This is a genomic window from Arthrobacter zhangbolii (assembly GCF_022869865.1).
GTDB classification, from domain to species: Bacteria; Actinomycetota; Actinomycetes; order Actinomycetales; family Micrococcaceae; genus Arthrobacter_B; species Arthrobacter_B zhangbolii.
Map to the genome: position 1 here is coordinate 157970 of NZ_CP094984.1, position 23200 is coordinate 181169.

Here is a 23200-nt window from a genome sequence, read left to right on the forward strand (position 1 = left end):
GTTTATTCCGGAAATAGGCCCTATAGTTTTAGAGTCCACAACGGAGCGAAACGACTGGTTCACCGGCCGCTTCAATCCATGTGTGTTCTGTTGGCCCCCATCGTCTAGCGGCCTAGGACACCGCCCTTTCACGGCGGCGGCACGGGTTCGAATCCCGTTGGGGGTACTCAGGAGTGGTAATTCAACCGGATTTCATCTGGTAGAGTTGACACTCGTGAAATGCAAGGCCCTGTAGCGCAGTTGGTTAGCGCGCCGCCCTGTCACGGCGGAGGTCGCGGGTTCAAGTCCCGTCAGGGTCGCTCGGATTTTCTGAAGCGATTTGGAAGATCTCGGTGATCATCGGTTGATGATGCCAGGCTCTGTAGCTCAGTTGGTAGAGCGTTCGACTGAAAATCGAAAGGTCACCGGATCGACGCCGGTCGGAGCCACCAGCTAAAACCCCGTAGCTGTCTCGGAAGAGGCAGGACGGGGTTTTTCTTTGTGTCCGGGCAGATGGCAGGCCCACCCGCCGCCCTGGGTCAGCGCAGCCGCCCACCCGCCGCCCTGCACAACCCGGGGCCGCCGGGATACGCTGAACCCATGGATGAGCTCCGGAACACACCAGCGCCCGTTGCCCCCGCGCACGCCGCCCCCGTCACCACACCCGCCTCCGCGGCTGCCGTGCCGCCGTCGGACACAGCCGGCCTCCCGGACGCCACCGGAATCGGCGGCCGTACGGCGATCAGTGAACAGGCCGTGGCCAAGGTCGCTGCGATAGCCGCCCGCTCCGTTTCCGGCGTGTATGCCCTCGGCAATACCACCGGACGCGCGCTGGGAGCCGTGCGGGACGCCGTCGGCGGCTCCAGTGCCACCCAGGGCGTGCATGTGGAGGTGGGTGAACGTGAAGTTGCCGTGGATATCAGCCTGGTGGCGGTCTATGGCACCGCCCTCACCACGGTGGCCAACAACGTCCGCGCTGCGGTCTACGGAGCGGTGGAGCAGCTGGTGGGCCTGCGCGTGGTGGAAGTGAATGTGGAAATCAATGACGTCCACCTGCCTGCCGAATCTGCTGACCCCGGCACCAAGCCTGTGACGGGCGCCAAAGCGGTATAGGGTCGAAAGCAGGTTCCTCGCAGGAGGCGCGGGTCGCGAGCGGATTATGAGGCAGGGGAAATGAAACCAACAGTGGTGGGAATGGCAACCGGGGCCGTACTGGCCTTCGCCGCGCTGATCTTCGATTTCTGGGGCTTTATGCTGACTGCCCTGTTCATAGCGGTGGGTGCGCTGCTGGGACGTGCAGCGGAAGGCAAAATCGACTTCCGCAGCGTCACTGATGCGCTCACGGGCCGCCGCTCCTCTTCGTGAGCACCGCCGTGATGACCGCAGCCGAGACCGGCGCGGTGCTATCCGGGCATAACCGGATCAGCACCCAGGCGCTGACCAGCACCGCCCAGGCAGCCGCCTCCGAATATTTCGGCGTCCCCGCGCAGCAGGTCCGCGTGCGCTGGGCTGATGACCGGGGGCTGCTGGCCCTGGCCGTGTCCCTGCCCATTGCCCTGCCCCCGCTCCAGGTCCTGCAACAGCACCCCGGCATGCTGCACCGTGCCGGAGGCACCGTGTGGGAACGGGCACATGCGGCCAAGCCCGTGTTGCTGCAGCGGATCTCCGAGCTCACCGGGTCCATGCTGTCCCGGGTTGATGTGCGCATCACCGGTGCGCTCCTGTCCGAAGGGCGGCGGGTGCAGTGAAGCGGGCGGACAGGGAACTGACCGGCAGGATCCTGCGGCGCGAAACCCATTCGGCGCGGACACCCGCGGCCGTGGCTGCCGCCGTCCTCGGCATCCTCTTTTGTGGCTACGTGCTGCTTGAATCCGTGCTCCAGGCACTCGGCCAGCCGGCCTGGCTGATTGATCCGCCCACCTTCGGGCACTGGCTGGCGGGTCTGCCCGCCGGCACCGATCCGCTCATTCTGGGACTCTCCGGAGCACTTATCCTCTTCGCCGGCCTCCTGTTCTTCCTGCAGGCGGTGCTGCCCGGCCGCCGCGCCCGCTATGCCCTGCCGAACCCGCGCGCCGCCGTCGTAGTGGACGCCGAGGTGCTGGCCGCATCGCTGGCCCGGTGCGCGCGGCTGCAGGCGGGTGTGACCCCCCAGCAGGTGCTGGTGACCGTGGGACGGACAGCCGTTGATGTCCAGATCCGGCCAACCTCCGGCATCCCGGTGGATGATGAAGCCATCCGCGCGGCGGTGGAGGATGAATTGCTGCTCACCAAACTCGATCCGCAGCCGGCCGTCCGGGTACGCATTGCCCCGGTGGGGGTGATCGGCCAGTGAATGCGACACCGCGTGCCCTGAACCGGCTCCTGCTGGGACTGCTCGGGCTGATCATGCTCGGGGTTGGAGCCGGCCTGCTGCTGATTTCCGCCTGGCCGGCTGCGGCGCGGGCCTGGCAGGCCTATGCTCCGGATGCCATGGCATCCATTGGCTCCGTGCTGGGCAGGACCGCCATTCCGGGGCTCGGCGGCAGCTGGGTGTGGGTGGGGCTGGCGCTGCTCAGTTTCGTCGGGATTGTGCTGATGATCCTGTGGATTGCGGCCCAGGGCGGCGGGCGCACGTCAACACTGATTTCGGAGTACAACGACGACGGCGCTCCCGGCACCGTGGCCCTCAGCGGCAACGTGGCGGAACAGGCGCTGCGCAGTGCACTGCAGGAGGACCCGGATGTGGCCGGTGCAGCAGTCAGTACCTATTCCATGAAGGGCCGCACCGCCCTGCGCGTCCGGATCACTCCGCGGCAGGGCGCAGCTCCGCATCTTATTGCCGCCGATGCCACTGCCCTGGTGGAAACACTGGACACTGCCCTGGGCTGCCAGACCCCGGTCCTGCTGAGCCTGGAGTCCGGCCGCCGGCTGCGGTTCAGCCGCGAGGACCGGGTCCGCTAAACGCGGTGCCCGCCTAGGATGCCCGGGCGAGCTGGCGGATGGGGATCCACCGGGACGCCAGCCGGCGGTAGGCGGCAGCTGCCCCGCCCATGTCCCCTTCGGCCAGGGATTCAATGCCCAGCCGCACGTCGGACGGGGAATCGTCGGGGAAGACCAGGTCCGCCACCGGGCCGTAGTCCAGTTCCACGACCGCCTCCGGATCGAAGACCTCCAGCCACTCGGTCAGTGCTGCCAGTTCATCCAGCAGGTCCAGCTCCGGGGCGGCCAGGGCCAGGGCAGCAGAGGCAGCTCGTGCCCGTTCGATGGCCTGCGGCACGGGGGCGGACAGCCTGACCGTCTGGACCCGCCCGTCATCCTCTACCACTTCGGTGTGATCATCCTCGTGCAGCAGGACAAACCAGCCGAAGGGAACACCCCAAGTGGCGGAGCGGGTGTGCAGCTTCGCCAGCGAGTCTGCGAAGGAATCCGGGTCCAGCCGTGCTGCGTGGGCCTCGCGGGCGACCTCGGGAACCAAGACGTCCACCAGCGGGCCGCGGATGGATTCGCCCAGGGATTCGGCGGCCAGGGAGGCGCGGACCGCGAGCTGGTTGGGGCAGTACAGCCGGTTGGTGATGCCTTCCTCGGCCGGGAAGTGCAGCACCCGGACCAGATCGGTGGCATTGTGCGGGAACGGGTCCGAGACCACCCGCACCAGCCGCCGGACAGCGTCGGTGCGCTCCAGGATCTCGGTTTCGTGCCGGCCCCGGGCGCGCTGTTCCATGATGGCCAGCTGCGCGGCGTCGTCGAACGCATCCAGCGGCTCGTAGACCCGCAGGTAGGAGACGAACGGGAACGTCCGGTACAGGGAGTGCTGCGGCGGCCGCGCCACGGCTAGTCCAGTTCCACAATCACGGGAGCGTGGTCCGAGGCGCCCTTGCCCTTGCGTTCTTCCCGGTCAATCACGGCGCCGGTGACGCGCTTGGCCAGGGCGGGGGAGCCCAGGACAAAGTCGATGCGCATGCCCTGGCGCTTCGGGAAGCGCAGCTGGGTGTAATCCCAGTATGTGTATACGCCGGGCCCCGGGTTGAAGGGGCGGACGACGTCGGTGAAGCCGGCGTCCAGGAACTCGTTGAAGGCCTGCCGCTCGGGTTCGGTGATGTGCGTGGCGTTCTGGGCGCGGAACCAGTCGATGTCCCACACGTCGTCATCCTGCGGGGCAATGTTCCAGTCACCCATAAGCGCCAGGTTCAGGGAAGGATCCGCAGTGATCCATTCGGCTGCATGGTTTTTGAGGGTTTTCAGCCACTGCAGCTTGTAGGGCATGTGGGGATCATCCACGGCACGGCCGTTGGGAACGTACAGGCTCCACACCCGTACCCCGCCGCAGGTGGCGCCGATGGCACGCGCCTCGGCCACCGTGGTTTCCTCGGTCTTGCCGAAGTGCGGCTGGTCCGGGAAGGTGCGTTCGACGTCGTCGAGCCCCACCCGGGACGCGATCGCCACACCGTTCCACTGGCTCAGCCCGAAGTGGGCCACCTCGTAGCCGTTCTTCTCGAACAGTTCCCAGGGGAAGTTCTCGTCCTTGGCCTTGGTTTCCTGGATGGCCAGGACATCGACGTCGGAGCGCTGCAGCCACGCCTCGATGCGGTCGGCACGGGCGCGGATGGAGTTCACATTCCAAGTAGCTATCTTCACAACTGCTACGTTACCGAATCCGGCCAGCTCCCACACTGTGGCCGTGGCCGGCCGGGCCGTTCCGCCTGCCGCCCCGCCGCCGGGCAGCGGAGAGCTGCCCGGCCGGGTGCAACGGTGCTATTTCCACCAGGTGTCGCTCAGCATTACCGGTACGGTGCGCTTGTGCCGGGTCATCAGGAACCGAGCTTCGATCTTCTCGGCGTCCTCAGCCGGAACATCTTCGCCTTCGAGGTAGCTGTCGATGGTGTCGTAGCTCAGGCCCAGCTCGGTCTCATCCGTCTGGCCGGGCTTACCGTCCAGCAGGTCAGCGGTGGGTGCCTTCTTCACCAGCCGTTCCGGTGCGCCCAGCTCGGTGAGCAGGGCCCGGTTCTGCCGTTTGTTCAGGCCGGAGAGGGGCAGGACGTCCGCGCCGCCGTCGCCGAACTTGGTGAAGAATCCGGTGACGGATTCCGCGCCGTGATCGGTGCCGATAACGAGCAGGTTGTGCTGGCCCGCGACTGCATACTGGGCGGTCATGCGGACCCGGGCCTTGATGTTGCCCTTGTTGAAGTCGGTGATCTTCTCGCCGGTCATCTTCACGTATTCGTCTTCAAAGCCGTCCACGGCCGGACCCACGTTGTAGACCAGGGACTCGGACGGGTTGATGAACGCCAGGGCTGCCTGGGCGTCCTCTTCGTCATGCTGGACCTTGTAGGGAAGGCGCAGGGCTATGAACCTGGCCTCGGTGCCCTCGGCCGTCAGTTCGTCCACGGCCAGCTGGGCGAGCTTCCCGGCCAGGGTGGAATCCAGGCCTCCGCTGATGCCCAGGACATAGCCCTTGGTATGTGAGGCCCGCAGGTACTCCTTGAGGAAGTCCACCCGGCGCCGGATTTCCCCGGCGGCGTCAATGGAGGGCTGAACTCCCAATTCGGCAATGATTTCCTTTTGTAGTTCACGCATGGACCTCAGCCTATATGCCACTCTTCTCCGGCGCCCGGGAAAATGACGGGATTGAGGTGCGGCACCTGCCCGGCGGGCGGCGTCGCAAAGCGGCTTAAATCGGGAGCCGCAGGGGCTGCCGGATAGGATTAAGGCATGACTTCGCCCGCGATCGCCCCGGCCCGTACCCGCCTGCTCGACCTGATCATGGAACTGGCGGTGGTCCGTGGAAAAGTGGTGCTGTCCTCCGGTGCCGAAGCGGATTACTACATTGACCTGCGCCGCGTCACGCTGCAGCACGAGGCGTCCCCGCTGGTCGGCGACGTGATGCTGAACCTGCTCGATGAAGCGGGCATCGAGTTCACCAACGCCGGCGGCCTGACCATGGGGGCTGATCCCGTGGGCACGGCGGTCATGAACGCTGCTGCGCGCGCCGGCCGCGCCGTGGACGCCTTCGTGGTGCGCAAGGCACAGAAGTCCTACGGCATGGGCCGGCAGGTGGAAGGCCCCGACGTCGCCGGACGCAACGTGGTGGTCCTGGAAGACACGTCCACCACCGGCGGGTCCGCACTGACCGCCGTTGAGGGCGTGCGCCGGGCCGGCGGCAATGTGGTGGCCGTGGCAGTGATCGTGGACCGGGACACCGGAGCCAAGGAACGCATCGAGGCTGAAGCCGGAGTGCCTTACCTGTTCGCGTTCGGCAAGGATGAACTCGGACTCGACTAGCGCCGCACCGTTCGGCGCAGACCTTCCTGTTCCGGAACCCGCCCGGGAGGCAGCGGAAACCCTCCGCAAGGCTGCCGAGCTGCACCGGGTCTCGCGCCGCCGCTTTCTGGCCGGTTCCCTCGCCGGGCTTCTCCTCAGCGCCGATCTGGGCATCACGCACCGGATTCAGCGGTACCGCGAGGAACTGGAGATCCTCCGGGTCGCCGATGAAGACGCCGAGCGGAGCTTCCCGCGCGCCATGTGGTTCCTGTTCCCGGGATACAAAACCAGCTGGGAAGAAGCGCACTGGATCCTCGGATCGCTCCGCCCCGCCCTGACCACCCGCGGCCAGCTCGCGGGCATCGGCTACTCCAACCTCGGGCTGAAACCCGGAGACATCCTGGAGGCGGTCCACGCCTACATCCGGAAACACCGGCTCGAACGCATCTACTTCTACGGGCACAGCTTCGGCGGCATGCTGGCCGTGCAGGTGGCTGCCGGGCTGCGGGAACGCGGGATCGCCGTCGAACTGATCATTCTGGATTCCAGCCCGGCCGGAAAGAACGATGTGCGGGACCGGGCAATGTTTGAGGGCACCGTATTCCTGTACGACGCCGGCTACCGGATTCCCATGGGCATGCGCGGCGGATACGAGCTGGGGGAGCGGGTGATGCACAAGAACGAACGCTCCTGGCGCACCATCGGGGAACAGACGCTGGCTCAGCTTTCCCCGCTGGCGCCCTCCACCACGCTCATCCAGTCCCAGGCGTCCTATATTTACCACTTCACCGCTCCGCGGTTCGGCGGATCCCTCGGGGACACCAAGGTGGCGTTCATTGGCAACCCCGAAGACAAAACAGTGAACTACTACTCCACCAGATCCGCGTGGAAGGCAGCCCTGGGCGCGAACCTGGTATCCGACTCCACGGTCACGGAGGGGGCCAGCCCCGCCCACGCCAGCCCGCAGTGGAGTCCGGGGGTGTATCAGGATGCGCTGGCGGAAGTGTTCCGCATCGTTGACCCGCCCGAGCCGACGGATGGCCCGGAGCCGCTGGAATAGCCGGCCCCGGGTGCTCCCGGATGTCCGGCCTAGACGGTATTGATCAGATCGGCTACCGAATTCATGATCTGCGTGGGACGGAACGGGTACCGGTTCACATCCTCGCGCTGGGTAATGCCGCTGAGCACCAGCACGGTGTGCAGCCCGGCTTCGATGCCGGCGACGATGTCCGTGTCCATCCGGTCACCGATCATGGCGGTGGTCTCGGAATGCGCGTCGATCTTGCGCATCGCGGAGCGGAACATCATCGGGTTCGGCTTGCCCACAATGTAGGGCTCCATGTTGGTGGCCGCAGTGATCAAGGCCGCGATGGCGCCGGTGGCCGGCAGCACACCCTCCTGCGAGGGGCCGGTAACGTCAGGGTTGGTGGCAATAAACCGGGCGCCGCCCAGGATCAGCCGGATGGCCTTGGTGATGGTGCCGAAGGAGTACGTGCGGGTTTCACCGAGCACCACATAGTCCGGGTTGGTGTCCGTAAGGATCATGCCCGCCTCATGGAGCGCCGTCGTCAGCCCGGCCTCACCCACCACGAAGCAGCGGCCGGGCGCGCCGGCGTTCTTGACCTGGTCCTTGAGGAACTCGGCGGTGGCCAGGGCGGAGGTCCACAGGTTCTCCTCCGGCACCTCCAGGCCCGAGGCCCGCAACCGGGCGGCCAGGTCCCGCGGGGTGTAAATGGAGTTGTTGGTCAGCACCAGGAACCGCTTGGAGGTTGCCACCCAGCGGTCAATGAGCTCCGCGGCTCCGGGAATCGGATGGTTCTCATGGACCAGCACGCCGTCCATGTCCGTCAGCCAGCACTCAATGTTCTCGTTTTCGCCCACGGTCTCCCATTTCTCGCATACATCGTTGTTGCCTTGCTTACCTGCCGCCGCGCCAGGGACCGGAGTCAGAGGGGACGCGGCGGACCCTGCCAGTCTTTCACCTTAGGCTGGAAGGGTGATAGACAGCCCCGAAGAACTCCCCGTTGACGCCGCAGACCCGGCCGCCGTTCCCCTGCACCAAGTGGGCGTGGGCCCCTGGGAAGGTCCGCTGCCCGATGGCGGTCACTGGGACCCGGAACTGCTGGCCAACGGCGATGCCCGCAACGTGGTGGATGAGTACCGGTACTGGAAGCATGATGCGATCGTGGCGGACCTGGACACCCGCCGGCATCCGTTCCATGTAGCCATTGAAAACTGGCAGCACGACTTCAACATCGGCACCGTGGTCCGCACCGCCAACGCGTTCATGGCCAAGGAAGTGCACATCATCGGACGACGCCGGTGGAACCGCCGCGGCGCCATGGTCACCGACCGCTATCAGCACATCCGCAACCACCCGACGGTGGAGGACTTCGTCGAGTGGGCGCGCAGCGAGGGCCTGAGCATCATCGGGATCGACAACTTCCCCGATTCCGTGCCGCTGGAAACCTACGAACTGCCGGAAAACTGCGTGCTGGTCTTCGGCCAGGAGGGCCCGGGCCTCAGCCCGGAAGTCCACGCTGCGGCGGATGCGACGCTGTCCATTGCCCAGTTCGGTTCCACCCGCTCCATCAATGCCGGGTCCGCCGCCGCCATTGCCATGCACGGCTGGATCCGCCGCCATGTCTTCGGCCAGAAGGTGAACTAGGGGACGGGCACCGGTTCCGTCCGCCGCGGCACGTTATCCGGTGACATCACCTGCTGCCGGCAGGATACTTATGGCTAGGATGTAGGAAGCCAACGAGGGCGCCAGGCCCTGCCACAATCGACCTTGGAGTCAGCATGCCTATTGCAACCCCGGAGATTTATGCCGAGATGATTGACCGCGCCAAGGCAGGGGGCTTCGCCTACCCGGCCGTCAACGTCACCTCATCGCAGACACTCAACGCGGCACTGGCCGGTTTCGCCGAGGCCGGATCCGACGGCATTGTCCAGGTATCCACCGGCGGCGCAGCCTACTGGTCCGGCGCCTCCGTGAAGAACATGGTCACCGGCTCCCTCGCGTTCGCGGCCTACGCCAAGGAAGTAGCCAAGAGCTACAACGTGAACATTGCGCTGCATACCGACCACTGCCCCAAGGACAAGCTGGATGACTTTGTCCTGCCGCTGCTGGCCGCCTCGGAGGCCGCCGTGAAGCGCGGCGAAGACCCGATCTTCAACTCGCACATGTGGGACGGTTCCGCCGAAACCCTCGAGGACAACCTGCGCATCGCCCAGGACCTGCTGGCCCGCACCGCGGCCGCCAAGATGATCCTCGAGGTGGAGATCGGCACCGTGGGCGGCGAGGAAGACGGCGTGGAGAACGCCATCAACGACAAGCTTTACACCACGGTCGCAGACGGTATGGCAACCATCGAAGCCCTCGGTGACGGCAGCAAGGGCCGCTACATCACGGCCCTGACCTTCGGCAACGTACACGGCGTGTACAAGCCCGGCGGCGTGAAGCTGCGCCCGGAAATCCTGAAGGAAATCCAGGACGCGGTGGGCGAGTCCATCGGCAAGGAACGCCCGTTCGACCTGGTCTTCCACGGCGGCTCGGGTTCCTCCGCCCAGGAGATTGCCGACGCCGTCTCCTACGGCGTCATCAAGATGAACATCGACACCGACACCCAGTACGCCTACACCCGGCCGGTGGTAGACCACATGCTGCGCAACTATGACGGCGTGCTGAAGGTGGACGGCGAAGTGGGCAACAAGAAGCAGTACGATCCGCGCGTCTGGGGTGCCTCGGCAGAAAAGGGCATGGCCGCCCGTGTGGTGGAAGCTGCACAGAACCTCGGATCGGCAGGCAAGGCGCTCTAATGTCAGACGAATTCCGCAAGAACCTGCTCGGCCCGGACGCCACCTACCTGCCCGAGGAAACCGACGTCGTCGCCCGCCTGGAGGCAGGCGACGAAGCCGTGGACCTCGCCGCGAAATTCCCCACCTCCTCGCAGGTGTGGGCCACGCTGGCGGACGAGGCGTTCGAAGAGGGCCAGAATGTTGAGTCCTACGCCTACGCCCGCGTCGGCTACCACCGCGGACTGGATGCCCTGCGCCGCGCCGGCTGGCGCGGTGTCGGTCCCATCCCGTGGTCGCATGTCCCCAACCGCGGCTTCCTGCGCTCGCTGTACGCGCTGGGCCGTGCGGCGGCCGCCATCGGTGAAGCTGACGAAGTGGACCGGATCCGGAAGTTCCTGGATGACTCTGATCCGCAGGCCAAGGCTGCCATCGAGGGCCAGCTCGCCTAACTGTATTCCGTGAGAGCCGGCGGTCCCCATACCGGGGGCCGCCGGTTTTTTGTTGTGCAGGGCCGATTGTCCTGCCCAAGCCGGCCCCGAACGCCTACCCTGAAGTCCGCCGAACGCCTACCCTGAAGTCCGAAGGGGAAGGGGAACTGCCATGGACACGTTCGAATTCCGCAGGAGCTACCCGGAGCTCTACGCGCCCGGCCGCAGGGATTTCACCCTGGTAGAGGTTCCGCCGCTGCAGTACCTGGCCGTGGACGGACACGGGAATCCGAACACCTCGCCCGAGTATGCCCGCGCCCTGGAGTGCCTGTATCCGGTGGCCTATACGCTGAAGTTCCGGTCCAAGCGGGAACTGCAACAGGATTTCACCGTGGGCCCGTTGGAAGGGCTTTGGCGGGCGGAGAACCCGGAGGCGTTTGTCAGTGGGGATAAGGACTCCTGGGACTGGACCATGCTGATCCCGCAGCCGGAATGGATCACGGCGGAGATGGTCGAGCAGGCAGGCGCCGAGGTGGCGGCGAAAAAGAAACTGCCGGAAGCGGCCCGGGTGCGGCTGCTGCCGTTGCATGAAGGATTGTCGGCGCAGATCCTGTTTATCGGTCCTTACGACGACGAGGCGCCGGTCCTCGCCCGGCTGCACGACACCTGGATGCCCGAACGGAACCTGGCCTTCAACGGCGACCATCACGAGATCTACCTGAACGACCCCCGGCGCACCGCTCCGGAGAAGCTCCGCACCGTGCTGCGACAACCGGTCCGGCCCGTCTGAGCGTTCCCGGCGCCGGTGTAATTCAGGGAAGGATGGTGGTGGTGACCGCGACAATCTGCGGGGTGGCCGGCACGGAGCTGAAACCGAACTTCACCGGAGGATCAACCGGCCGCAGCGGACCCAGATCCGCCCCGTCCCACGCGGCGTCCACACCGGTAAGGGAACGGATGGACCGGACACCGTAGAACTCGCGCCGTCCGCCGCCCGCAGACCCTGCCGTCTGCACACCGGGCACCAGCAGGGCCGCCATCGGACTGATGATCCGCAGCCACCAGGGGGCGACGGCGAGCGGCGCCGGCACGTGCTCCAGCAGCCGGCCCAAAACCGTTACCGGCCCCAGCCGCACGTCCAGCCGCAGCGGCCCGGCGGCCACCCGCAGGGTGCCCGGCGCCAGCTCCGCGTGCACCGGTGCCACCACGGTCCGGTCAAAACGGTAGGTAGCGTTCACGTAATCCGCCACGGTGTCGGAGGGGGCCAGCAGTGTGCGAAGGCCGGCGTCGTCCTCCACCATCACATCGGTGAACGCGCCCAGCGGGGAATCCTGCCAGTGCCCCACCACAAAACGGGTGCCGGAAGCGGTGCCCAGTCCGGCGATATAGCCGCGGAATCGGTCCATGACGCCCACGGTACCTGCGGGAGAGCGTATTTTCGGGTGAGCGAAAGCATGATCGGCTAAACTTGGCAGGTAAGAGCCCCGCAACTTGCGCTGAGGTAGGCCGTTACGGCAGCACCGGCAAGTTCAGGGGCGTTCTCATGCACGGTAGCGGATCTGCAACCAAGCAGGTTCCCGCCGTAACTAATGGGGGAGGATCCCATGCCAGCTATAGTCATCGTCGGCGCCCAGTGGGGCGACGAAGGTAAAGGTAAGGCCACCGACCTGCTCGGCGGCCGCGTCGACTACGTCGTCAAGCCCAACGGCGGCAACAATGCCGGCCACACCGTCGTCGTCGGCGGTGAAAAATACGAACTTAAGCTGCTGCCTGCGGGCATCCTCAGCCCCAATGCCATTCCCGTGATCGGCAACGGCTGCGTGGTGAACCTCGAAGCTCTCTTCACCGAGATCGACGGCCTGGAATCCCGCGGTGCGGACACCTCCAAGCTGCGCATCTCCGCCAACGCCCACCTGGTGGCACCGTTCCACCAGGTCATGGACAAGGTCACCGAACGGTTCCTGGGCAAGCGTGCCATCGGCACCACCGGGCGCGGTATCGGCCCGGCCTACATGGACAAGGTGGCCCGCCTGGGCATCCGCGTGCAGGACATCTTTGACGAGTCCATCCTGCGCCAGAAGGTCGAAGGCTCCCTGAAGCAGAAGAACCAGCTGCTGCTGAAGGTCTACAACCGCCGCGACGTCGACGCCGAAGAGATGGTGCAGTACTTCCTCTCCTACGCGGACCGGCTGCGGCCCATGGTCATCGACTCCACGTACGAGCTGAACACCGCCCTGGACGAGGGCAAGGTCATCCTGATGGAGGGCGGCCAGGCCACCTTCCTGGACGTGGACCACGGCACCTACCCGTTTGTGACCTCCTCCAACCCGACCGCCGGCGGCGCGTCCGTGGGCTCGGGCATCGGCCCCACCCGGATCACCCGTTCCGTGGGCATCATCAAGGCGTACACCACCCGTGTGGGCGCCGGACCGTTCCCCACCGAGCTGTTCGATGACATGGGCCTGTACCTGCAGAAGACCGGCGGCGAATTCGGTGTCAACACCGGCCGTCCGCGCCGCTGCGGCTGGTACGACGCCGTGCTGGCCCGCCACGCGTCCCGCGTCAACGGTTTCACGGACTACTTCGTCACCAAGCTGGACGTGCTCACCGGCATCGAAAAGATCCCGGTATGCGTGGCCTACGACGTCGACGGCGTGCGCTTCGACGAGATGCCGATGACGCAGACCGACTTCCACCACGCGAAGCCGATCTTCGAATACTTCGACGGCTGGACCGAGGACATCACCGGCGCCAAGACCCTGGAGGACCTGCCGGAGAACGCCCGCAACTATGTGCTGGCCCTGGAGAAGATGTCCGGCACCCGGTTCTCAGCGATCGGCGTGGGCCCGGACCGGGACCAGACCATTGTGGTGCGGGACCTGATCAACGACTAGGTCCGCACGCTCCGTTCGAAAGCCCCGCAAAGCTGCGGGGCTTTCGCCGTTAACGGGCGGACGGTTACCCCAGTGCCGCTTCCTCGGCGGAACGGCTGAGCACGCAGAATTCGTTGCCCTCCGGATCGGCCAGCACCACCCAGTCCACCTCGGACCCCTGCCCGACATCGGCACGGACCGCACCGAGTGAGAGCAGCCGGTCCACTTCCTGGGCCTGCGTGCTGCCCTCGGAGGCACGCAGGTCCAGGTGCAGCCGGTTCTTGACGGTCTTGCCCTCGGGTACGGGAATGATGTCGATGTCCGGTCCCACCCCGTCCGTTCCAACCAGGGAAATGACGTCGGCGTCGTTGGTTTCCTCGATCCGGTAGCCGAGCGCCTGGGTCCAAAACCCCGCCAGCCGCCGGGGATCGGCTGCGTCGAGGGCTATGGATGAGATGACACTGCTCATGGAGGGGCTCCTGACTTCGCATGATGGGTGGCCCGAAGCTAACAGCACGCAGGAGGCACCGTCAATGGAAACGCCGCTCGCGTCGGACGGGCGCATCCGGGCCATGGCAGCCGCTGGGCTAGAGTTTTGGACCATGGACGGAATCAGTGAAGAACTCATTGCCAGCCTGCGGCGTGCCGTCACGGCAGCCCCGGAGGACACGGCGCTGCGGCTGCATCTGGCCCAGCTGCTGCTGGACGGCAACCGGGCCGTGGAAGCACTGGGACAGATCAACACCGTCCTGGGCTCCGAGCCCGCAAGTGCCTCCGCCCTGGCATTGCTCAACCGGGCCGCTGCCGCACTGAGTTCCACCGTGCCCGACGTCGCTGCCTCCGACGGCGCTGCTTCCGACGTCGCTCCCGCCCCCGAAACGCCCGCCCCCGACGCGGGAAGCGATGACCGGCCGGATTTCGACTGGGAACGGGCAGAATCCGACATCGATTCCACCCTGCCCCCGCCCTTCGTGGAACCCGGGCGGATCAGCATGGGCGAGGACGGCGAGCCGGTCGCCATTACCGAACCCGAGGTGCCGGCCCTGACACTGGCCGACGTCGGCGGTCTGGAGCCGGTCAAGCAGCGGCTCAACGAATCCTTCCTGGTGCCCATGCGGCACGCCGACGTGGCCAAGACGTTTAGGAAATCCCTGCGCGGCGGACTGCTGCTGTACGGGCCGCCCGGATGCGGCAAAACGTTCCTTGCCCGCGCCGTTGCCGGCGAGCTCGGCGCCGCGTTTATGTCCGTGTCCATTACGGACGTGGTTGACCCGCTGATCGGGCAGACGGAGAAGAACCTCAAAGCCATCTTCGACTCAGCACGTGCACACCGGCCGACCGTCCTGTTTATTGACGAGGTGGACGCCATCGGGCTCAAGCGCAGTTCCATGGTGGGAAGCTCGGTCTGGCTGCGCCAGATGGTCAACCAGCTGCTGCTGGAACTGGACTCCATGTCCGGAGACAATGACGGCCTCTACGTGCTGGCCGCCACCAACCATCCCTGGGACCTGGACGAGGCGCTGATGCGCCCCGGCCGGCTGGACCGCGCGGTATTGGTGATTCCGCCGGATCCGGCGGCGCGCCGGGCCATCCTGAACCACAACCTCAAGGACCGGCCGCTTGCCGGGATCAACCTGGAGGAAATAGTGGGCCGCACGGACGGTTTCTCCGGCGCCGACCTTGCCCACCTGTGCACCACCGCCGCGGAGAAAGCGATGATGCGCTCCATCGAGGCAAACGAAATCCGGCCCGTCACCATGGAGCACATCAACCTCGCCTTTGCCGAGGTGCGGCCCTCCACCCTGCCGTGGCTCGAATCGGCGGTCAACGTAGTGAAGTTCAGCAACCGGCATGGCAGGTATAACGACCTCGCCGAGTACCTGCGGGCGAGGCAGATGCTGTGAGCACCGGCGCTGACCTGGACCGGATAGGCGCCCGGTGGCAGGTCCTGACCGCAGCGGCCCGCCACCGGGATGCGCTGGAACTGATTCAGGCACACCTGGACGCCCACCGTGCGGAGCCGTATGTCTGGACGCTGCTGAGCCAGACGCTGAACAACCTGGGGGAGGGGACGGACGGTGAGTCCGCAGCCCGTGAGGCATTGGAACTGGAGCCGCTCAGCACCTCGGCACTGATCAACCTCTCCCGCGGACTGGCGCTGCAGGGCAGGTTCACCGAAGCCGAAACGGCCGCCGCGCAGGCCCGGGACCTGGACGACCAGCAGGCCGGAACACACGCGTGGCTGGCGCTGGTGCACCACGAGCAGGGCCGCTATGTGGAGGCGCTGGAAGGCGTGCAGGAAGCCCTCCGCCTGCAGCCCTCAGGGGATAATTTCGCCTTGCTCGCCGAGATCCGGATCAGCATGGGCCAGCATGATCAGGCCCGCCGGGCGCTCGCGGACGGGCTGGCCGCGGACCCGCAGAACCGGCAGCTGCTGCTGCTCAGCGGACGCGTGTCCCACGGTGAAGAGGTGGTGGGGGACCAGGTTGAGCTGCTGAGCGGAATGCTGGCGGCGTCCCCGACGGACCGCGGGCCCCTGGACCAGCTGAAGCAGGAAGTCCTGGCCCGGGGGCGGCATCTGGCCCTGCTGCCCTGGCTGCAGGGAGTTCTCTTTTGTTTCCTGGCGCCGCTGATCACCCAGGTCCCGGCGGGCGGTGCCGCTGCGCTCGCGCTCTGGCTGGGATTGGCGGTGATCCTCCGGGCACGGTTCCTGCTTCGGCGCCTGTCCCGCGCCGTTCCGGCCGGGTTCCTCCGGGACGTGCTGCGGGAATCCCCGGACGCCCGAAAGGGCGTGGCGGCCCTGATCGCTGCGGAGGCATGGGTGCTCGCAGCCGGCTTTGGTGCCGGTCTCGCTGCCGCCGGCGACGGCCTTCGATGGTCCCTGGTTCTGCTGATGGGTGGAACGGTACTCGTGCTGGCTGCCCGGTATCTGCTGCACCGGGCCGCCTACCGGGCTTTGGAGGGTTTCACCGAAGAAGCGGCGCCCGAGTACGCGGCCGCCCGGGACCGGTATGCCGGAGACCGATCGGGCCGGGCCCTCTGGGCTGGTGTGCTGGGCGCCCTGCTTGGCCTGCTGGCCCTGCTGCAGCAGACCTACACTGTGTTTGCCGGTGCCGCGAGTGCCTTCGCCGGGGCCTTCGTCCTGGCCGAAGCGGTGCATTTCAGTGTCGTGAAACTCTCGCTGCGCCGCCACCTGAACAGCCGCCACCTAAACCACCGGACTCCGCCGGAAGGTCATCCCGGTGATACGGACCGGCCGGGCAGGCTCGGAAAACCGCCGCCCCGTGTCCTGCTGCTGGGGGTGGCGGTGCTGCTTGTTCCGGCACTGATGCTGGCGGCCGGCACCTGGCTGCTGGCAGCGGGAAGCGTTCCGTAGGCCCGCGGGCCTACCAGCGGTTCCGGGCTTCCTCGATCCAGCCGGTCAGCCCGTCCAGTGAATACTCCGTCCCGTCCGGCGTCCGGGCGGTGCCCGCCCAGGTGCCAAAGGCCTGCCAGACCTGCGCCTTGATCACGACGGCGTTGGTTGCCGAGGTGCGCCGGTGGAAGGGCGTCAGCACCGCATCGATCCAGGGGCCGCGCACCCGCCAGGTCGACGCCGGATCGGTGAGGTCGTATTCGAACTCCAGTTCGCCGTCGTAATGGTGCAGCCGGCCGTCCACAATGAGCGCGTTTTCCGTCGCCGGGGTGCCGGCGGTCCATTTGCCGCCGAACTGCAGTCCCAGCCGTGTGCCGTCCACCGTGCCCGAACCCACGCCCCAGTTCCACCGGCGGGAGTACGGCCAGCGTCCGCGGCCGCGGTCCAGCACGGCAAAGGAATCCTCGCCGCCCACCGTGTATTCCCGGCCGTCCACCGTGACGCTGCCGCAGACGCGGCGTGCCACGTCCTTCAGGGTGTACTGGTAGCGGCGCTCGGACCACGGGACCACCACACCAAGCACATCTCCGTCAGCAGCAGCGAACAGGTCCGCGGAAATCCGTGCGGAGGAGGCGTGCAGATGCGTGCCGCCGTCGGCGTCGTGGAAGCGGAGGGTGGCTCCGCCAAAGGAACCGAACGCGGTCAGCGGCGGAAGCGCATCAGGGACGGAGACATCCGCGAAGGAGGGCAGCAGCTTCAACGGTTCGGCACTGGTTTCCTTCCCGCTTGCGCGCTCCAGCACATAAAACTGCAGGGTCGAGGCGTAGTCCAGGTGTGCGATGGTCATGCCCAGCACCAGGTCCGGCGTCACAATGCCCCAGTATTCCCAGCGTTTGGTCCGCCAGCCGCCGGCTGCCCCGGAGGGAACCACCGGGCGGTGCAGCGCACTGCGGGCAAAGCCCACCGCAGCGGGATTCAGGGCTCCGGCAGGGGAGCCGAGATCAACGGGAGCAGTGATTTCATCCATGCGCCCCAAGTGTAGGGGAGCGTAGGGTGGGAACCGTGCCGGATTGCACCTCAGCGATGGCGTCGCTGCTGCCACGGGTGTCCCTGTCCGGCAGGAAAAGGAGAAAGCACATGGGTATCACCGCCACCGCCGCCGTCCTGCGCGGCACCAACCAGCCGTTCGAACTCACCGAGGTAACCCTGGACGATCCCCGGCCGGACGAGGTGCTGGTCCGTGTAGTTGCCAGCGGAGTCTGCGGAACGGATCTGGGTGTGCAGGCCGGTCACATTCCCTTCCCGCTGCCCGGCGTCCTGGGCCATGAAGGTGCCGGCGTGGTGGAAGCAGTCGGTGCCGCGGTGACCTCCGTCAAGCCCGGGGACCACGTACTGCTCACCTTCACCAGCTGCGGCATCTGCCGCAACTGCCGCAGCGGGCACCCGGCGTACTGTGTGGAATTCCTGCCGCGGAACCTGCTGGGAGGAGAACGCGCAGACGGCAGTTCCACCCTCACGGAGAACGGAGCGGAACTGCACGGGCATTTCTTCGCGCAGTCCTCCTTCGCCAACCTGGTACTGGCGGACGAGCGGGGTGTCACCAAGGTCGATCCCACGGCGGACCTGTCCCTGCTGGCACCGCTGGGCTGCGGTATTCAGACCGGTGCCGGTGCGGTGCTGAACGTGCTTAAGCCCGAACCGGGCTCCGTCCTGGCCGTGTTCGGCGCCGGCCCCGTGGGCCTGGCCGCAGTGATGGCCGCTGCCCTGTCACCGGCCACCCGGATTGTGGTGATGGACCTCGTGGATTCCCGGCTCGAACTGGCAAAGGAACTCGGGGCCACCGATGTGGTGAATTCGGGTACTGCCGATGCCGTGGAAGCCCTGATGGAACTGACCGGCGGTGAAGGGGTGACCCATGCCCTGGAAACCACCGGCAGCGTCCGGGTGGCCGAGACAGCGGCGTCGGTACTGGCACCGTTGGGCAAACTTGGCCTGATCGGTGCCCCCGCAGCCGGAAGCACCATGAGCCTGGACGTGAACTTCATGCTCAACGGCCGGCAGGTGCTCGGTATCACCGAGGGCGATTCCAACCCGCAGCTATTCCTGCCGGCACTGGTGGACCTGGTGCAGCAGGGGCGGTTCCCGCTGGAGAAGATGATCACCGGGTTCTCCTTCAGGGACATCAATGACGCCGCCGCGGCTGCCAAGAGCGGCAGCGTCCTGAAACCTGTGCTTCACTTCGATGACCTCGGCTAGGCTGGGCAGCAAACGTGCTTTAGCAAAGGTGGTTCTCCGGTGAAAGTCAGCGTCGGCCAGTTCAGCCCCTCAGGGGACGTCCGGGAGAATCTGGACGTCATGCGCACCCTCGCCGGGAAAGCCCGGGCGGAGGGCTCGGACCTGATCATTTTTCCCGAGGAATCCATGTTCAGCATCGGGAAAGTCGAAGGTGTGCTGGCCGAAGCCGTCGCCGCGTCCTGGTCGACCTTTGTCCAGCAGCTCTCCCTGCTGGCAGCTGAGCTTGGCATCGCGGTGATTGCCGGCGGGTACGAGTCAAGCGATGAGGAACGGCCCTACAACACCCTGGTCCTGATAGATGCCACCGGCCGGATCGCCGGCACATACCGCAAACTGCACCTGTATGACGCGTTCAGCTATGCCGAATCGGACCGGATCAAGCCCGGCGACGGCGGCGTCATGGTTATGCAGGTAGGGGACCTGCGGGTGGGGGTCATGACCTGCTATGACCTGCGCTTTCCGGAACTCGCCCGCGCGCTCGCGGACCTCGACGCGGACCTGCTGGCCGTCCCGGCCGCGTGGTTCAAGGGCGAACACAAGGTGGAGCATTGGGAAACCCTGCTCAAGGCCCGGGCAATTGAAAACACGCTCTGGGTTGCGGCGGCGGGAACATCAAGCCGGCATACGGTGGGACACTCCGCGATCCTGGACCCCATGGGAGTGCCGCAGGCCAGCTTGGCTGACGAACGGGAGGCAGTGGTGACAGCCGACGTCACCCGACGGCGGATTGACGATGTCCGCCAGTTCCTGCCGGTGCTGAAGAACCGCCGTTTCGCCGAAAACCCGCGGATTGTCGAGGCCCACTAGGCCCCGCAGTAGACAGGAAAAAGTTTTTTTCACCGGTGCGTAACCTTTTCGTACCCGCCGGCGATTACCTATTTGTAACGGCCGCGCCGAGGCTTATCCCCCCAACGAGCATCGGTGCGGCCGTTGCACATGCGCTTACAGGCACGGGCACGGTAGCATTTGGACCACCCCGCACCCTACGAGAGTGATCCGCCGTGGCCGCCCCCATTACCGAGCAAACGCTCCGTGATGCGTGCGCCCGGAAACCGGTGGCCCTGCGGGAAATTTACGACGACTTCGCACCGGGCATCCTCGGCTATCTCCGGTCCAAGGGCTGCGAGGATCCGGAAGCGCTGACCCAGGAAGTCTTCCTGACCCTGTTTTCCAAGCTGGACACTCTCGACGGCGGCCTCCGCGGCGCCCGCACCTTCGCTTTCTCCGTGGCGCATGCGCGGATGGTGGATGACACCCGCCGGCGCGAGCGTGAACCGGGGATGGCTGCTTTTGACCCGGGTGAGGATACACGGGCCTCGGAATCCGCTGAGGACAGCGTCCTGGGCGGTGCTGCCGGTGTTGCCTACCTGTTGGAGGGACTGCCGCCCCAGCAGAAGGAAGTCCTCCTGCTGCGCGTGGTTGCTGATCTTTCCATCGACGAATCGGCGAAGATCATGGGACGAACGCCGGGAGCGGTAAAGCAGCTTCAACGCCGGGCCCTGGGGACACTGAAGGAGCGACTGGAACGGAAGGAGGAGGCAGCGGATGAGCGGGCAAGCTGACGACAAACTCTATGTCCGCGGCCTCCTGGCGGAAGCCGGGATCGAGGAATCCCCCGAGCTGGTTGCTGCCCTTCTGGCTCTGCGCAGCGAGTCGCACGGCAAAGCCCCCGAGACAACGGGGGAGCTGGGCGGACTGCTCGCCGGCACCCCGGTGCCGCTGGCACGCAAGTCCAAGCGCACCCGGGGAATCATCCTCAGCGCGGCCCTGGTAGGTGCCATGGCCGCCGGTGCCACCGGCGTGGCCGCGAACCCCGATTTCCTGATCCGGGCCGATCCGCTTCCCTCTGTCACGTTCACCCCGCAGGACGTCCCCACCGTGGAGAAGGCAGCGCAGGAGCCCGAAGCCGAGTCCGCCGCCGAGGCCCAGGTTCCGGCCGCCCCGCTGCCGGAACCAACCGTGCCGCCGGTGGCGGAGGACGCGCCGGCGGCCGAAGCCCCGGAGGAAGAGGTGACCGCGCCCGTCCCCGCACCCGCCGCAGCGCCTGAACCCGCACCGGCACCGGTGCCCGCCCCCGGGCGGCCCGGAGCTCCCGGCACAGGCCCGGGAAACGGCAAGGTCGCAGTCCCCGGCCCCCAAACCGGCCATATCCCGGGTCACAACAGGGGATCGGGCGGCGGTCTTCGGGACACCATGGGTTCGGGCGTCCCCAACACCAAAAACCGGGCAGTGGTTCCGGAGAAGGGCCGTGGGCAGTCCTCACAGGAGCACGGCCGAAACGACCAGTTCCACCCGGGCCAAGGCCAGTCCTACCCGGGCCACGGCGGGCCCGGACGGGACCGCTAGGCCGTCAGCTGGCGTTTGGACGAAATGACGCCGGTATTAAACCCGGCCAGGTTCAGTCCGCCGTGGAACCGGGCGTGTTCAATCTTCACGCAGCGGTCCATCACCACGTTCAGGCCCGCTGCTTCGGCCTCCCGCGCCACCTTCTCATGCCAGGACCCCAGCTGCAGCCATAGGGTTTTCGCACCCACCGCCACGGCTTCGGACAGCACACCGGGAAGATCCTCCGTGCGGCGGAAAACATCCACGATGTCCGGTGCCTCCGGCAGGTCCGCCAGCGAGGCATAAACCTGCCGGCCCAGGATCTGTGTCGCCGTCGGATTCACGAAGTAGACGCGGTAGCGGGAGGAAGAGAGCAGATACGTGGCCACGAAGTAGGAGGCCCGGGACGGTTTGTCCGAGGCGCCGACAATGGCGATGGACTCAGCCGAACGCAGCAGCGCCAGCCGCTCCGGCGCCGTCGGCCCCGTCCAGGTGCCCGTGCGGGCAGAAGTTTCAGCGGACATGGGTGCTCTCCTCGAGAATCGGTGCTGCGGACGGGAGGTCCGGTTCTGCGGCGGCGGACAGGGCCTGGTCCAAATCCCAGAGGATGTCCGCCAGATCCTCCAGCCCCACGGAAATCCGGATCAGGTCCTCCGGAACGCCCGCTCCGGCAAGCTGCTCGGGGGAGAGCTGCTGATGCGTGGTGGACCCCGGGTGGATCACCAGGGTGCGGGAATCTCCCACATTGGCCAGGTGCGATGCCAGCTGCAGGGACTCAATGAACTTTTGTCCTGCCGCCCGGCCGCCGGCCACACCGAAGCTGAACACGGATCCGGGGCCCTTGGGCAGGTATTTGCGGGCCCTCTCATAGTGCGGATGCGAGGGCAGGCCCGCGTAGCTGACCCAGGACACCCTCGGATCCGCCTCAAGCCACTGCGCCACTGCCCGGGCATTGGCCAGGTGCTCGTCCATCCGCGGTGCCAGGGTTTCCACACCCTGCAGGAGGGCAAACGCCGACGTCGCGCTGAGGCTGGGACCGATGTCCCGCAGCTGCTCCGAGCGCAGTTTGGTCAGGAACCCGTATTCACCGAAGTTCCCCCACCAGGAGATGTTGCCGTAGCTGGGCACCGGTTCGGTCATGGCCGGGAACTTCCCGTTGCCCCAGTTGAATTTCCCGCTTTCGACGACGACGCCGCCCAGGGTGGTGCCGTGCCCGCCCAGGAATTTGGTGGCGGAGTGGATGACAATGTCCGCACCGTGCGCGAAGGGCTGCACCAGGTAGGGCGTGCTCAGTGTCGCGTCCAGAATCAGCGGCACACCGGCGTCGTGCGCCACCTTCGCCAGCCCTTCAATGTCGGTCACCTCACCGCTGGGGTTGGCCACCACCTCCGCGTAGACAGCCTTGGTGTTTTCCTGCACGGCGGCGGCATAGTCCGCCGGATCCGTGCCGGGGACAAAGGTGGTGTCGATGCCGAACCGGCGCAGTGTGACATCCAGCTGGGTGACGGTGCCGCCGTAGAGCTGTGCGGAGGCCACAATGTGGTCTCCGGCGGAACAGAGCGCCGCGAAGGTGACAAACTCCGCGGACATGCCCGACGCCGTCGCCACCGCCCCGATCCCGCCCTCCAGGGAGGCGATGCGTTCCTCGAACGCAGCCACCGTGGGGTTGCCGATCCGGGAGTAGATGTTGCCGTACTTCTGCAGCGAGAACAGGTTCGCGGCGTCGGCCGTGTCCTTGAAGACAAAGGAGGTGGATTGGTAGATGGGCACGGCGCGGGCGCCGTGCAGCGCATCGGGGGTACCGCCCGCGTGCAGGGCGCGGGTACGGAAACCGAACTGGTGGTCACTCATTGGCTGAGTGCTCCTTCCTGGGGTGGGGCCGGGGGAATCAGGCCTTGCGGCGTTGC

The 23200-nt window shown here is 66.5% G+C and carries 27 protein-coding genes and 3 tRNA genes; 21 read left to right on the forward strand and 9 right to left on the reverse strand.

Features of this window, described 5'->3' with window-relative positions; translation table 11 throughout:
- The first annotated feature begins 93 nt into the window (after positions 1-93).
- The 8 genes from MUK71_RS00795 (at position 94) to MUK71_RS00830 (ending at position 2919) form a co-directional block, all read left to right on the forward strand.
- Positions 94-166, forward strand: a tRNA-Glu gene (locus MUK71_RS00795).
- Positions 167-225: 59 nt separating this feature from the next.
- Positions 226-299 (forward strand) — tRNA-Asp (locus MUK71_RS00800).
- Positions 300-355: 56 nt separating this feature from the next.
- A tRNA-Phe gene (locus MUK71_RS00805) sits at positions 356-431 on the forward strand.
- 148 nt (positions 432-579) lie between these two features.
- Complete coding sequence (locus MUK71_RS00810; RefSeq protein WP_227905945.1) at positions 580-1092, forward strand: Asp23/Gls24 family envelope stress response protein; 513 nt, start codon at positions 580-582, stop codon at positions 1090-1092.
- Positions 1093-1152: 60 nt separating this feature from the next.
- On the forward strand, positions 1153-1344 hold the full coding sequence (locus MUK71_RS00815) for a DUF2273 domain-containing protein (protein WP_227905944.1): 192 nt from the start codon (positions 1153-1155) through the stop codon (positions 1342-1344).
- A gap of 11 nt (positions 1345-1355) precedes the next feature.
- On the forward strand, positions 1356-1727 hold the full coding sequence (locus MUK71_RS00820; protein WP_227905943.1) for a hypothetical protein: 372 nt from the start codon (positions 1356-1358) through the stop codon (positions 1725-1727).
- Entirely contained in the window at positions 1724-2311 is a 588-nt protein-coding gene (locus tag MUK71_RS00825; protein ID WP_227905942.1) for a DUF6286 domain-containing protein, read from the forward strand. Before MUK71_RS00820 ends, MUK71_RS00825 begins: the two co-directional genes overlap by 4 nt.
- Positions 2308-2919 (forward strand): hypothetical protein, encoded by a 612-nt coding sequence (locus tag MUK71_RS00830; RefSeq protein ID WP_227929730.1) that lies wholly within the window; start codon positions 2308-2310, stop codon positions 2917-2919. Before MUK71_RS00825 ends, MUK71_RS00830 begins: the two co-directional genes overlap by 4 nt.
- Before the next feature lie 13 nt (positions 2920-2932).
- Here MUK71_RS00830 and MUK71_RS00835 read toward each other — a convergent pair whose 3' ends face one another.
- The 3 genes from MUK71_RS00835 to nadE all read right to left on the reverse strand — a co-directional run bounded on the left by MUK71_RS00835 (position 2933) and on the right by nadE (position 5532).
- The gene (locus tag MUK71_RS00835; protein ID WP_227929729.1) at positions 2933-3787 is read right to left on the reverse strand and encodes a DUF8083 family protein; all 855 of its coding nucleotides are present in this window, start codon (positions 3785-3787) and stop codon (positions 2933-2935) included.
- A 2-nt stretch (positions 3788-3789) separates the two neighbouring features.
- Positions 3790-4593, reverse strand: a complete 804-nt coding sequence (locus tag MUK71_RS00840) for an exodeoxyribonuclease III (RefSeq protein ID WP_227905938.1) — start codon at positions 4591-4593, stop codon at positions 3790-3792.
- A 117-nt stretch (positions 4594-4710) separates the two neighbouring features.
- The gene (gene nadE / locus MUK71_RS00845; protein WP_227905936.1) at positions 4711-5532 is read right to left on the reverse strand and encodes an NAD(+) synthase; all 822 of its coding nucleotides are present in this window, start codon (positions 5530-5532) and stop codon (positions 4711-4713) included.
- A 135-nt stretch (positions 5533-5667) separates the two neighbouring features.
- Here nadE and pyrE point away from each other — a divergent pair, with 135 nt between their 5' ends.
- Together pyrE and MUK71_RS00855 are read left to right on the forward strand one after the other, a co-directional pair.
- Complete coding sequence (gene pyrE, locus MUK71_RS00850) at positions 5668-6237, forward strand: orotate phosphoribosyltransferase (protein ID WP_227905933.1); 570 nt, start codon at positions 5668-5670, stop codon at positions 6235-6237.
- Complete coding sequence (locus MUK71_RS00855; protein ID WP_227929728.1) at positions 6218-7276, forward strand: alpha/beta fold hydrolase; 1059 nt, start codon at positions 6218-6220, stop codon at positions 7274-7276. Before pyrE ends, MUK71_RS00855 begins: the two co-directional genes overlap by 20 nt.
- Before the next feature lie 29 nt (positions 7277-7305).
- Here the strand turns inward: MUK71_RS00855 and MUK71_RS00860 are convergent, their stop codons facing one another.
- Positions 7306-8058: an HAD-IIA family hydrolase gene (locus tag MUK71_RS00860; RefSeq protein WP_227906026.1), complete on the reverse strand. Its 753-nt coding sequence runs from the start codon at positions 8056-8058 to the stop codon at positions 7306-7308.
- A 157-nt stretch (positions 8059-8215) separates the two neighbouring features.
- Between MUK71_RS00860 and MUK71_RS00865 the strand changes: the two genes are divergently transcribed.
- From MUK71_RS00865 to MUK71_RS00880, 4 genes are all read left to right on the forward strand, one after another.
- Complete coding sequence (locus MUK71_RS00865) at positions 8216-8884, forward strand: TrmH family RNA methyltransferase (RefSeq protein ID WP_227906025.1); 669 nt, start codon at positions 8216-8218, stop codon at positions 8882-8884.
- A 134-nt stretch (positions 8885-9018) separates the two neighbouring features.
- A complete protein-coding gene (gene fbaA, locus MUK71_RS00870) occupies positions 9019-10038 on the forward strand; it encodes a class II fructose-bisphosphate aldolase (protein ID WP_227905920.1) in 1020 nt (339 codons plus the stop codon).
- Positions 10038-10466 carry a DUF3151 domain-containing protein gene (locus MUK71_RS00875; RefSeq protein WP_227905918.1) on the forward strand — a complete coding sequence of 143 codons (429 nt, stop codon included), beginning with the start codon at positions 10038-10040 and terminating at the stop codon, positions 10464-10466. Before fbaA ends, MUK71_RS00875 begins: the two co-directional genes overlap by 1 nt.
- 151 nt (positions 10467-10617) lie before the next feature.
- Complete coding sequence (locus MUK71_RS00880) at positions 10618-11235, forward strand: GyrI-like domain-containing protein (protein WP_227929727.1); 618 nt, start codon at positions 10618-10620, stop codon at positions 11233-11235.
- A gap of 22 nt (positions 11236-11257) precedes the next feature.
- On the opposite strand, the gene MUK71_RS00885 is transcribed toward MUK71_RS00880, so the two are convergent.
- Entirely contained in the window at positions 11258-11851 is a 594-nt protein-coding gene (locus MUK71_RS00885; RefSeq protein WP_227929726.1) for a hypothetical protein, read from the reverse strand.
- A 198-nt stretch (positions 11852-12049) separates the two neighbouring features.
- Here MUK71_RS00885 and MUK71_RS00890 point away from each other — a divergent pair, with 198 nt between their 5' ends.
- A complete protein-coding gene (locus tag MUK71_RS00890; protein WP_227905912.1) occupies positions 12050-13339 on the forward strand; it encodes an adenylosuccinate synthase in 1290 nt (429 codons plus the stop codon).
- Between the two features lie 64 nt (positions 13340-13403).
- Here MUK71_RS00890 and MUK71_RS00895 read toward each other — a convergent pair whose 3' ends face one another.
- Complete coding sequence (locus MUK71_RS00895) at positions 13404-13787, reverse strand: VOC family protein (protein ID WP_227929725.1); 384 nt, start codon at positions 13785-13787, stop codon at positions 13404-13406.
- Positions 13788-13920: 133 nt separating this feature from the next.
- On the opposite strand from MUK71_RS00895, the gene MUK71_RS00900 reads away from it, so the two are divergent.
- Positions 13921-15222 carry an ATP-binding protein gene (locus tag MUK71_RS00900; protein WP_227929724.1) on the forward strand — a complete coding sequence of 434 codons (1302 nt, stop codon included), beginning with the start codon at positions 13921-13923 and terminating at the stop codon, positions 15220-15222.
- Positions 15219-16694 (forward strand): tetratricopeptide repeat protein, encoded by a 1476-nt coding sequence (locus tag MUK71_RS00905; protein ID WP_227929723.1) that lies wholly within the window; start codon positions 15219-15221, stop codon positions 16692-16694. Before MUK71_RS00900 ends, MUK71_RS00905 begins: the two co-directional genes overlap by 4 nt.
- Before the next feature lie 10 nt (positions 16695-16704).
- Here MUK71_RS00905 and MUK71_RS00910 read toward each other — a convergent pair whose 3' ends face one another.
- On the reverse strand, positions 16705-17700 hold the full coding sequence (locus MUK71_RS00910) for a DUF2804 domain-containing protein (RefSeq protein WP_227929722.1): 996 nt from the start codon (positions 17698-17700) through the stop codon (positions 16705-16707).
- Positions 17701-17810: 110 nt separating this feature from the next.
- Here MUK71_RS00910 and MUK71_RS00915 point away from each other — a divergent pair, with 110 nt between their 5' ends.
- From MUK71_RS00915 to MUK71_RS00930, 4 genes are all read left to right on the forward strand, one after another.
- On the forward strand, positions 17811-18929 hold the full coding sequence (locus tag MUK71_RS00915; RefSeq protein WP_227929721.1) for an NAD(P)-dependent alcohol dehydrogenase: 1119 nt from the start codon (positions 17811-17813) through the stop codon (positions 18927-18929).
- Positions 18930-18968: 39 nt separating this feature from the next.
- Positions 18969-19775 carry a carbon-nitrogen hydrolase family protein gene (locus MUK71_RS00920; RefSeq protein WP_227905903.1) on the forward strand — a complete coding sequence of 269 codons (807 nt, stop codon included), beginning with the start codon at positions 18969-18971 and terminating at the stop codon, positions 19773-19775.
- Positions 19776-19969: 194 nt separating this feature from the next.
- Positions 19970-20530, forward strand: coding sequence for an RNA polymerase sigma factor (locus MUK71_RS00925; protein WP_227929720.1), 561 nt, complete (start codon positions 19970-19972; stop codon positions 20528-20530).
- Entirely contained in the window at positions 20514-21314 is an 801-nt protein-coding gene (locus tag MUK71_RS00930) for a hypothetical protein (RefSeq protein WP_227929719.1), read from the forward strand. The genes MUK71_RS00925 and MUK71_RS00930 overlap by 17 nt, the downstream gene beginning before the upstream one ends.
- Here the strand turns inward: MUK71_RS00930 and MUK71_RS00935 are convergent.
- Positions 21311-21817: a CoA-binding protein gene (locus MUK71_RS00935; protein ID WP_227929718.1), complete on the reverse strand. Its 507-nt coding sequence runs from the start codon at positions 21815-21817 to the stop codon at positions 21311-21313. The two genes, MUK71_RS00930 and MUK71_RS00935, sit on opposite strands and share 4 nt — an antisense overlap.
- On the reverse strand, positions 21807-23144 hold the full coding sequence (locus MUK71_RS00940; protein WP_227905893.1) for an O-acetylhomoserine aminocarboxypropyltransferase/cysteine synthase family protein: 1338 nt from the start codon (positions 23142-23144) through the stop codon (positions 21807-21809). The genes MUK71_RS00935 and MUK71_RS00940 overlap by 11 nt, the downstream gene beginning before the upstream one ends.
- Between the last annotated feature and the right edge of the window lie 56 nt (positions 23145-23200).

Excerpts from the sequence above, each read along its gene's own strand:
- pyrE (WP_227905933.1), top strand. The coding sequence starts at position 5,668 with ATGACTTCGCCCGCGATCGCCCCGGCCCGTACCCGCCTGCTCGACCTG.
- MUK71_RS00875 (WP_227905918.1), top strand. The coding sequence starts at position 10,038 with ATGTCAGACGAATTCCGCAAGAACCTGCTCGGCCCGGACGCCACCTAC.
- MUK71_RS00880 (WP_227929727.1), top strand. The coding sequence starts at position 10,618 with ATGGACACGTTCGAATTCCGCAGGAGCTACCCGGAGCTCTACGCGCCC.
- MUK71_RS00900 (WP_227929724.1), top strand. The coding sequence starts at position 13,921 with ATGGACGGAATCAGTGAAGAACTCATTGCCAGCCTGCGGCGTGCCGTC.
- MUK71_RS00915 (WP_227929721.1), top strand. The coding sequence starts at position 17,811 with ATGGGTATCACCGCCACCGCCGCCGTCCTGCGCGGCACCAACCAGCCG.
- MUK71_RS00895 (WP_227929725.1), bottom strand. The coding sequence starts at position 13,787 with ATGAGCAGTGTCATCTCATCCATAGCCCTCGACGCAGCCGATCCCCGG.
- MUK71_RS00910 (WP_227929722.1), bottom strand. The coding sequence starts at position 17,700 with ATGGATGAAATCACTGCTCCCGTTGATCTCGGCTCCCCTGCCGGAGCC.
- MUK71_RS00855 (WP_227929728.1), top strand. The coding sequence starts at position 6,218 with ATGAACTCGGACTCGACTAGCGCCGCACCGTTCGGCGCAGACCTTCCT.
- MUK71_RS00860 (WP_227906026.1), bottom strand. The coding sequence starts at position 8,058 with ATGGACGGCGTGCTGGTCCATGAGAACCATCCGATTCCCGGAGCCGCG.
- MUK71_RS00940 (WP_227905893.1), bottom strand. The coding sequence starts at position 23,144 with ATGAGTGACCACCAGTTCGGTTTCCGTACCCGCGCCCTGCACGCGGGC.
- MUK71_RS00815 (WP_227905944.1), top strand. The coding sequence starts at position 1,153 with ATGAAACCAACAGTGGTGGGAATGGCAACCGGGGCCGTACTGGCCTTC.
- MUK71_RS00890 (WP_227905912.1), top strand. The coding sequence starts at position 12,050 with ATGCCAGCTATAGTCATCGTCGGCGCCCAGTGGGGCGACGAAGGTAAA.
- MUK71_RS00810 (WP_227905945.1), top strand. The coding sequence starts at position 580 with ATGGATGAGCTCCGGAACACACCAGCGCCCGTTGCCCCCGCGCACGCC.
- fbaA (WP_227905920.1), top strand. The coding sequence starts at position 9,019 with ATGCCTATTGCAACCCCGGAGATTTATGCCGAGATGATTGACCGCGCC.
- MUK71_RS00935 (WP_227929718.1), bottom strand. The coding sequence starts at position 21,817 with ATGTCCGCTGAAACTTCTGCCCGCACGGGCACCTGGACGGGGCCGACG.
- MUK71_RS00885 (WP_227929726.1), bottom strand. The coding sequence starts at position 11,851 with ATGGACCGATTCCGCGGCTATATCGCCGGACTGGGCACCGCTTCCGGC.
- nadE (WP_227905936.1), bottom strand. The coding sequence starts at position 5,532 with ATGCGTGAACTACAAAAGGAAATCATTGCCGAATTGGGAGTTCAGCCC.
- MUK71_RS00930 (WP_227929719.1), top strand. The coding sequence starts at position 20,514 with ATGAGCGGGCAAGCTGACGACAAACTCTATGTCCGCGGCCTCCTGGCG.
- MUK71_RS00820 (WP_227905943.1), top strand. The coding sequence starts at position 1,356 with ATGACCGCAGCCGAGACCGGCGCGGTGCTATCCGGGCATAACCGGATC.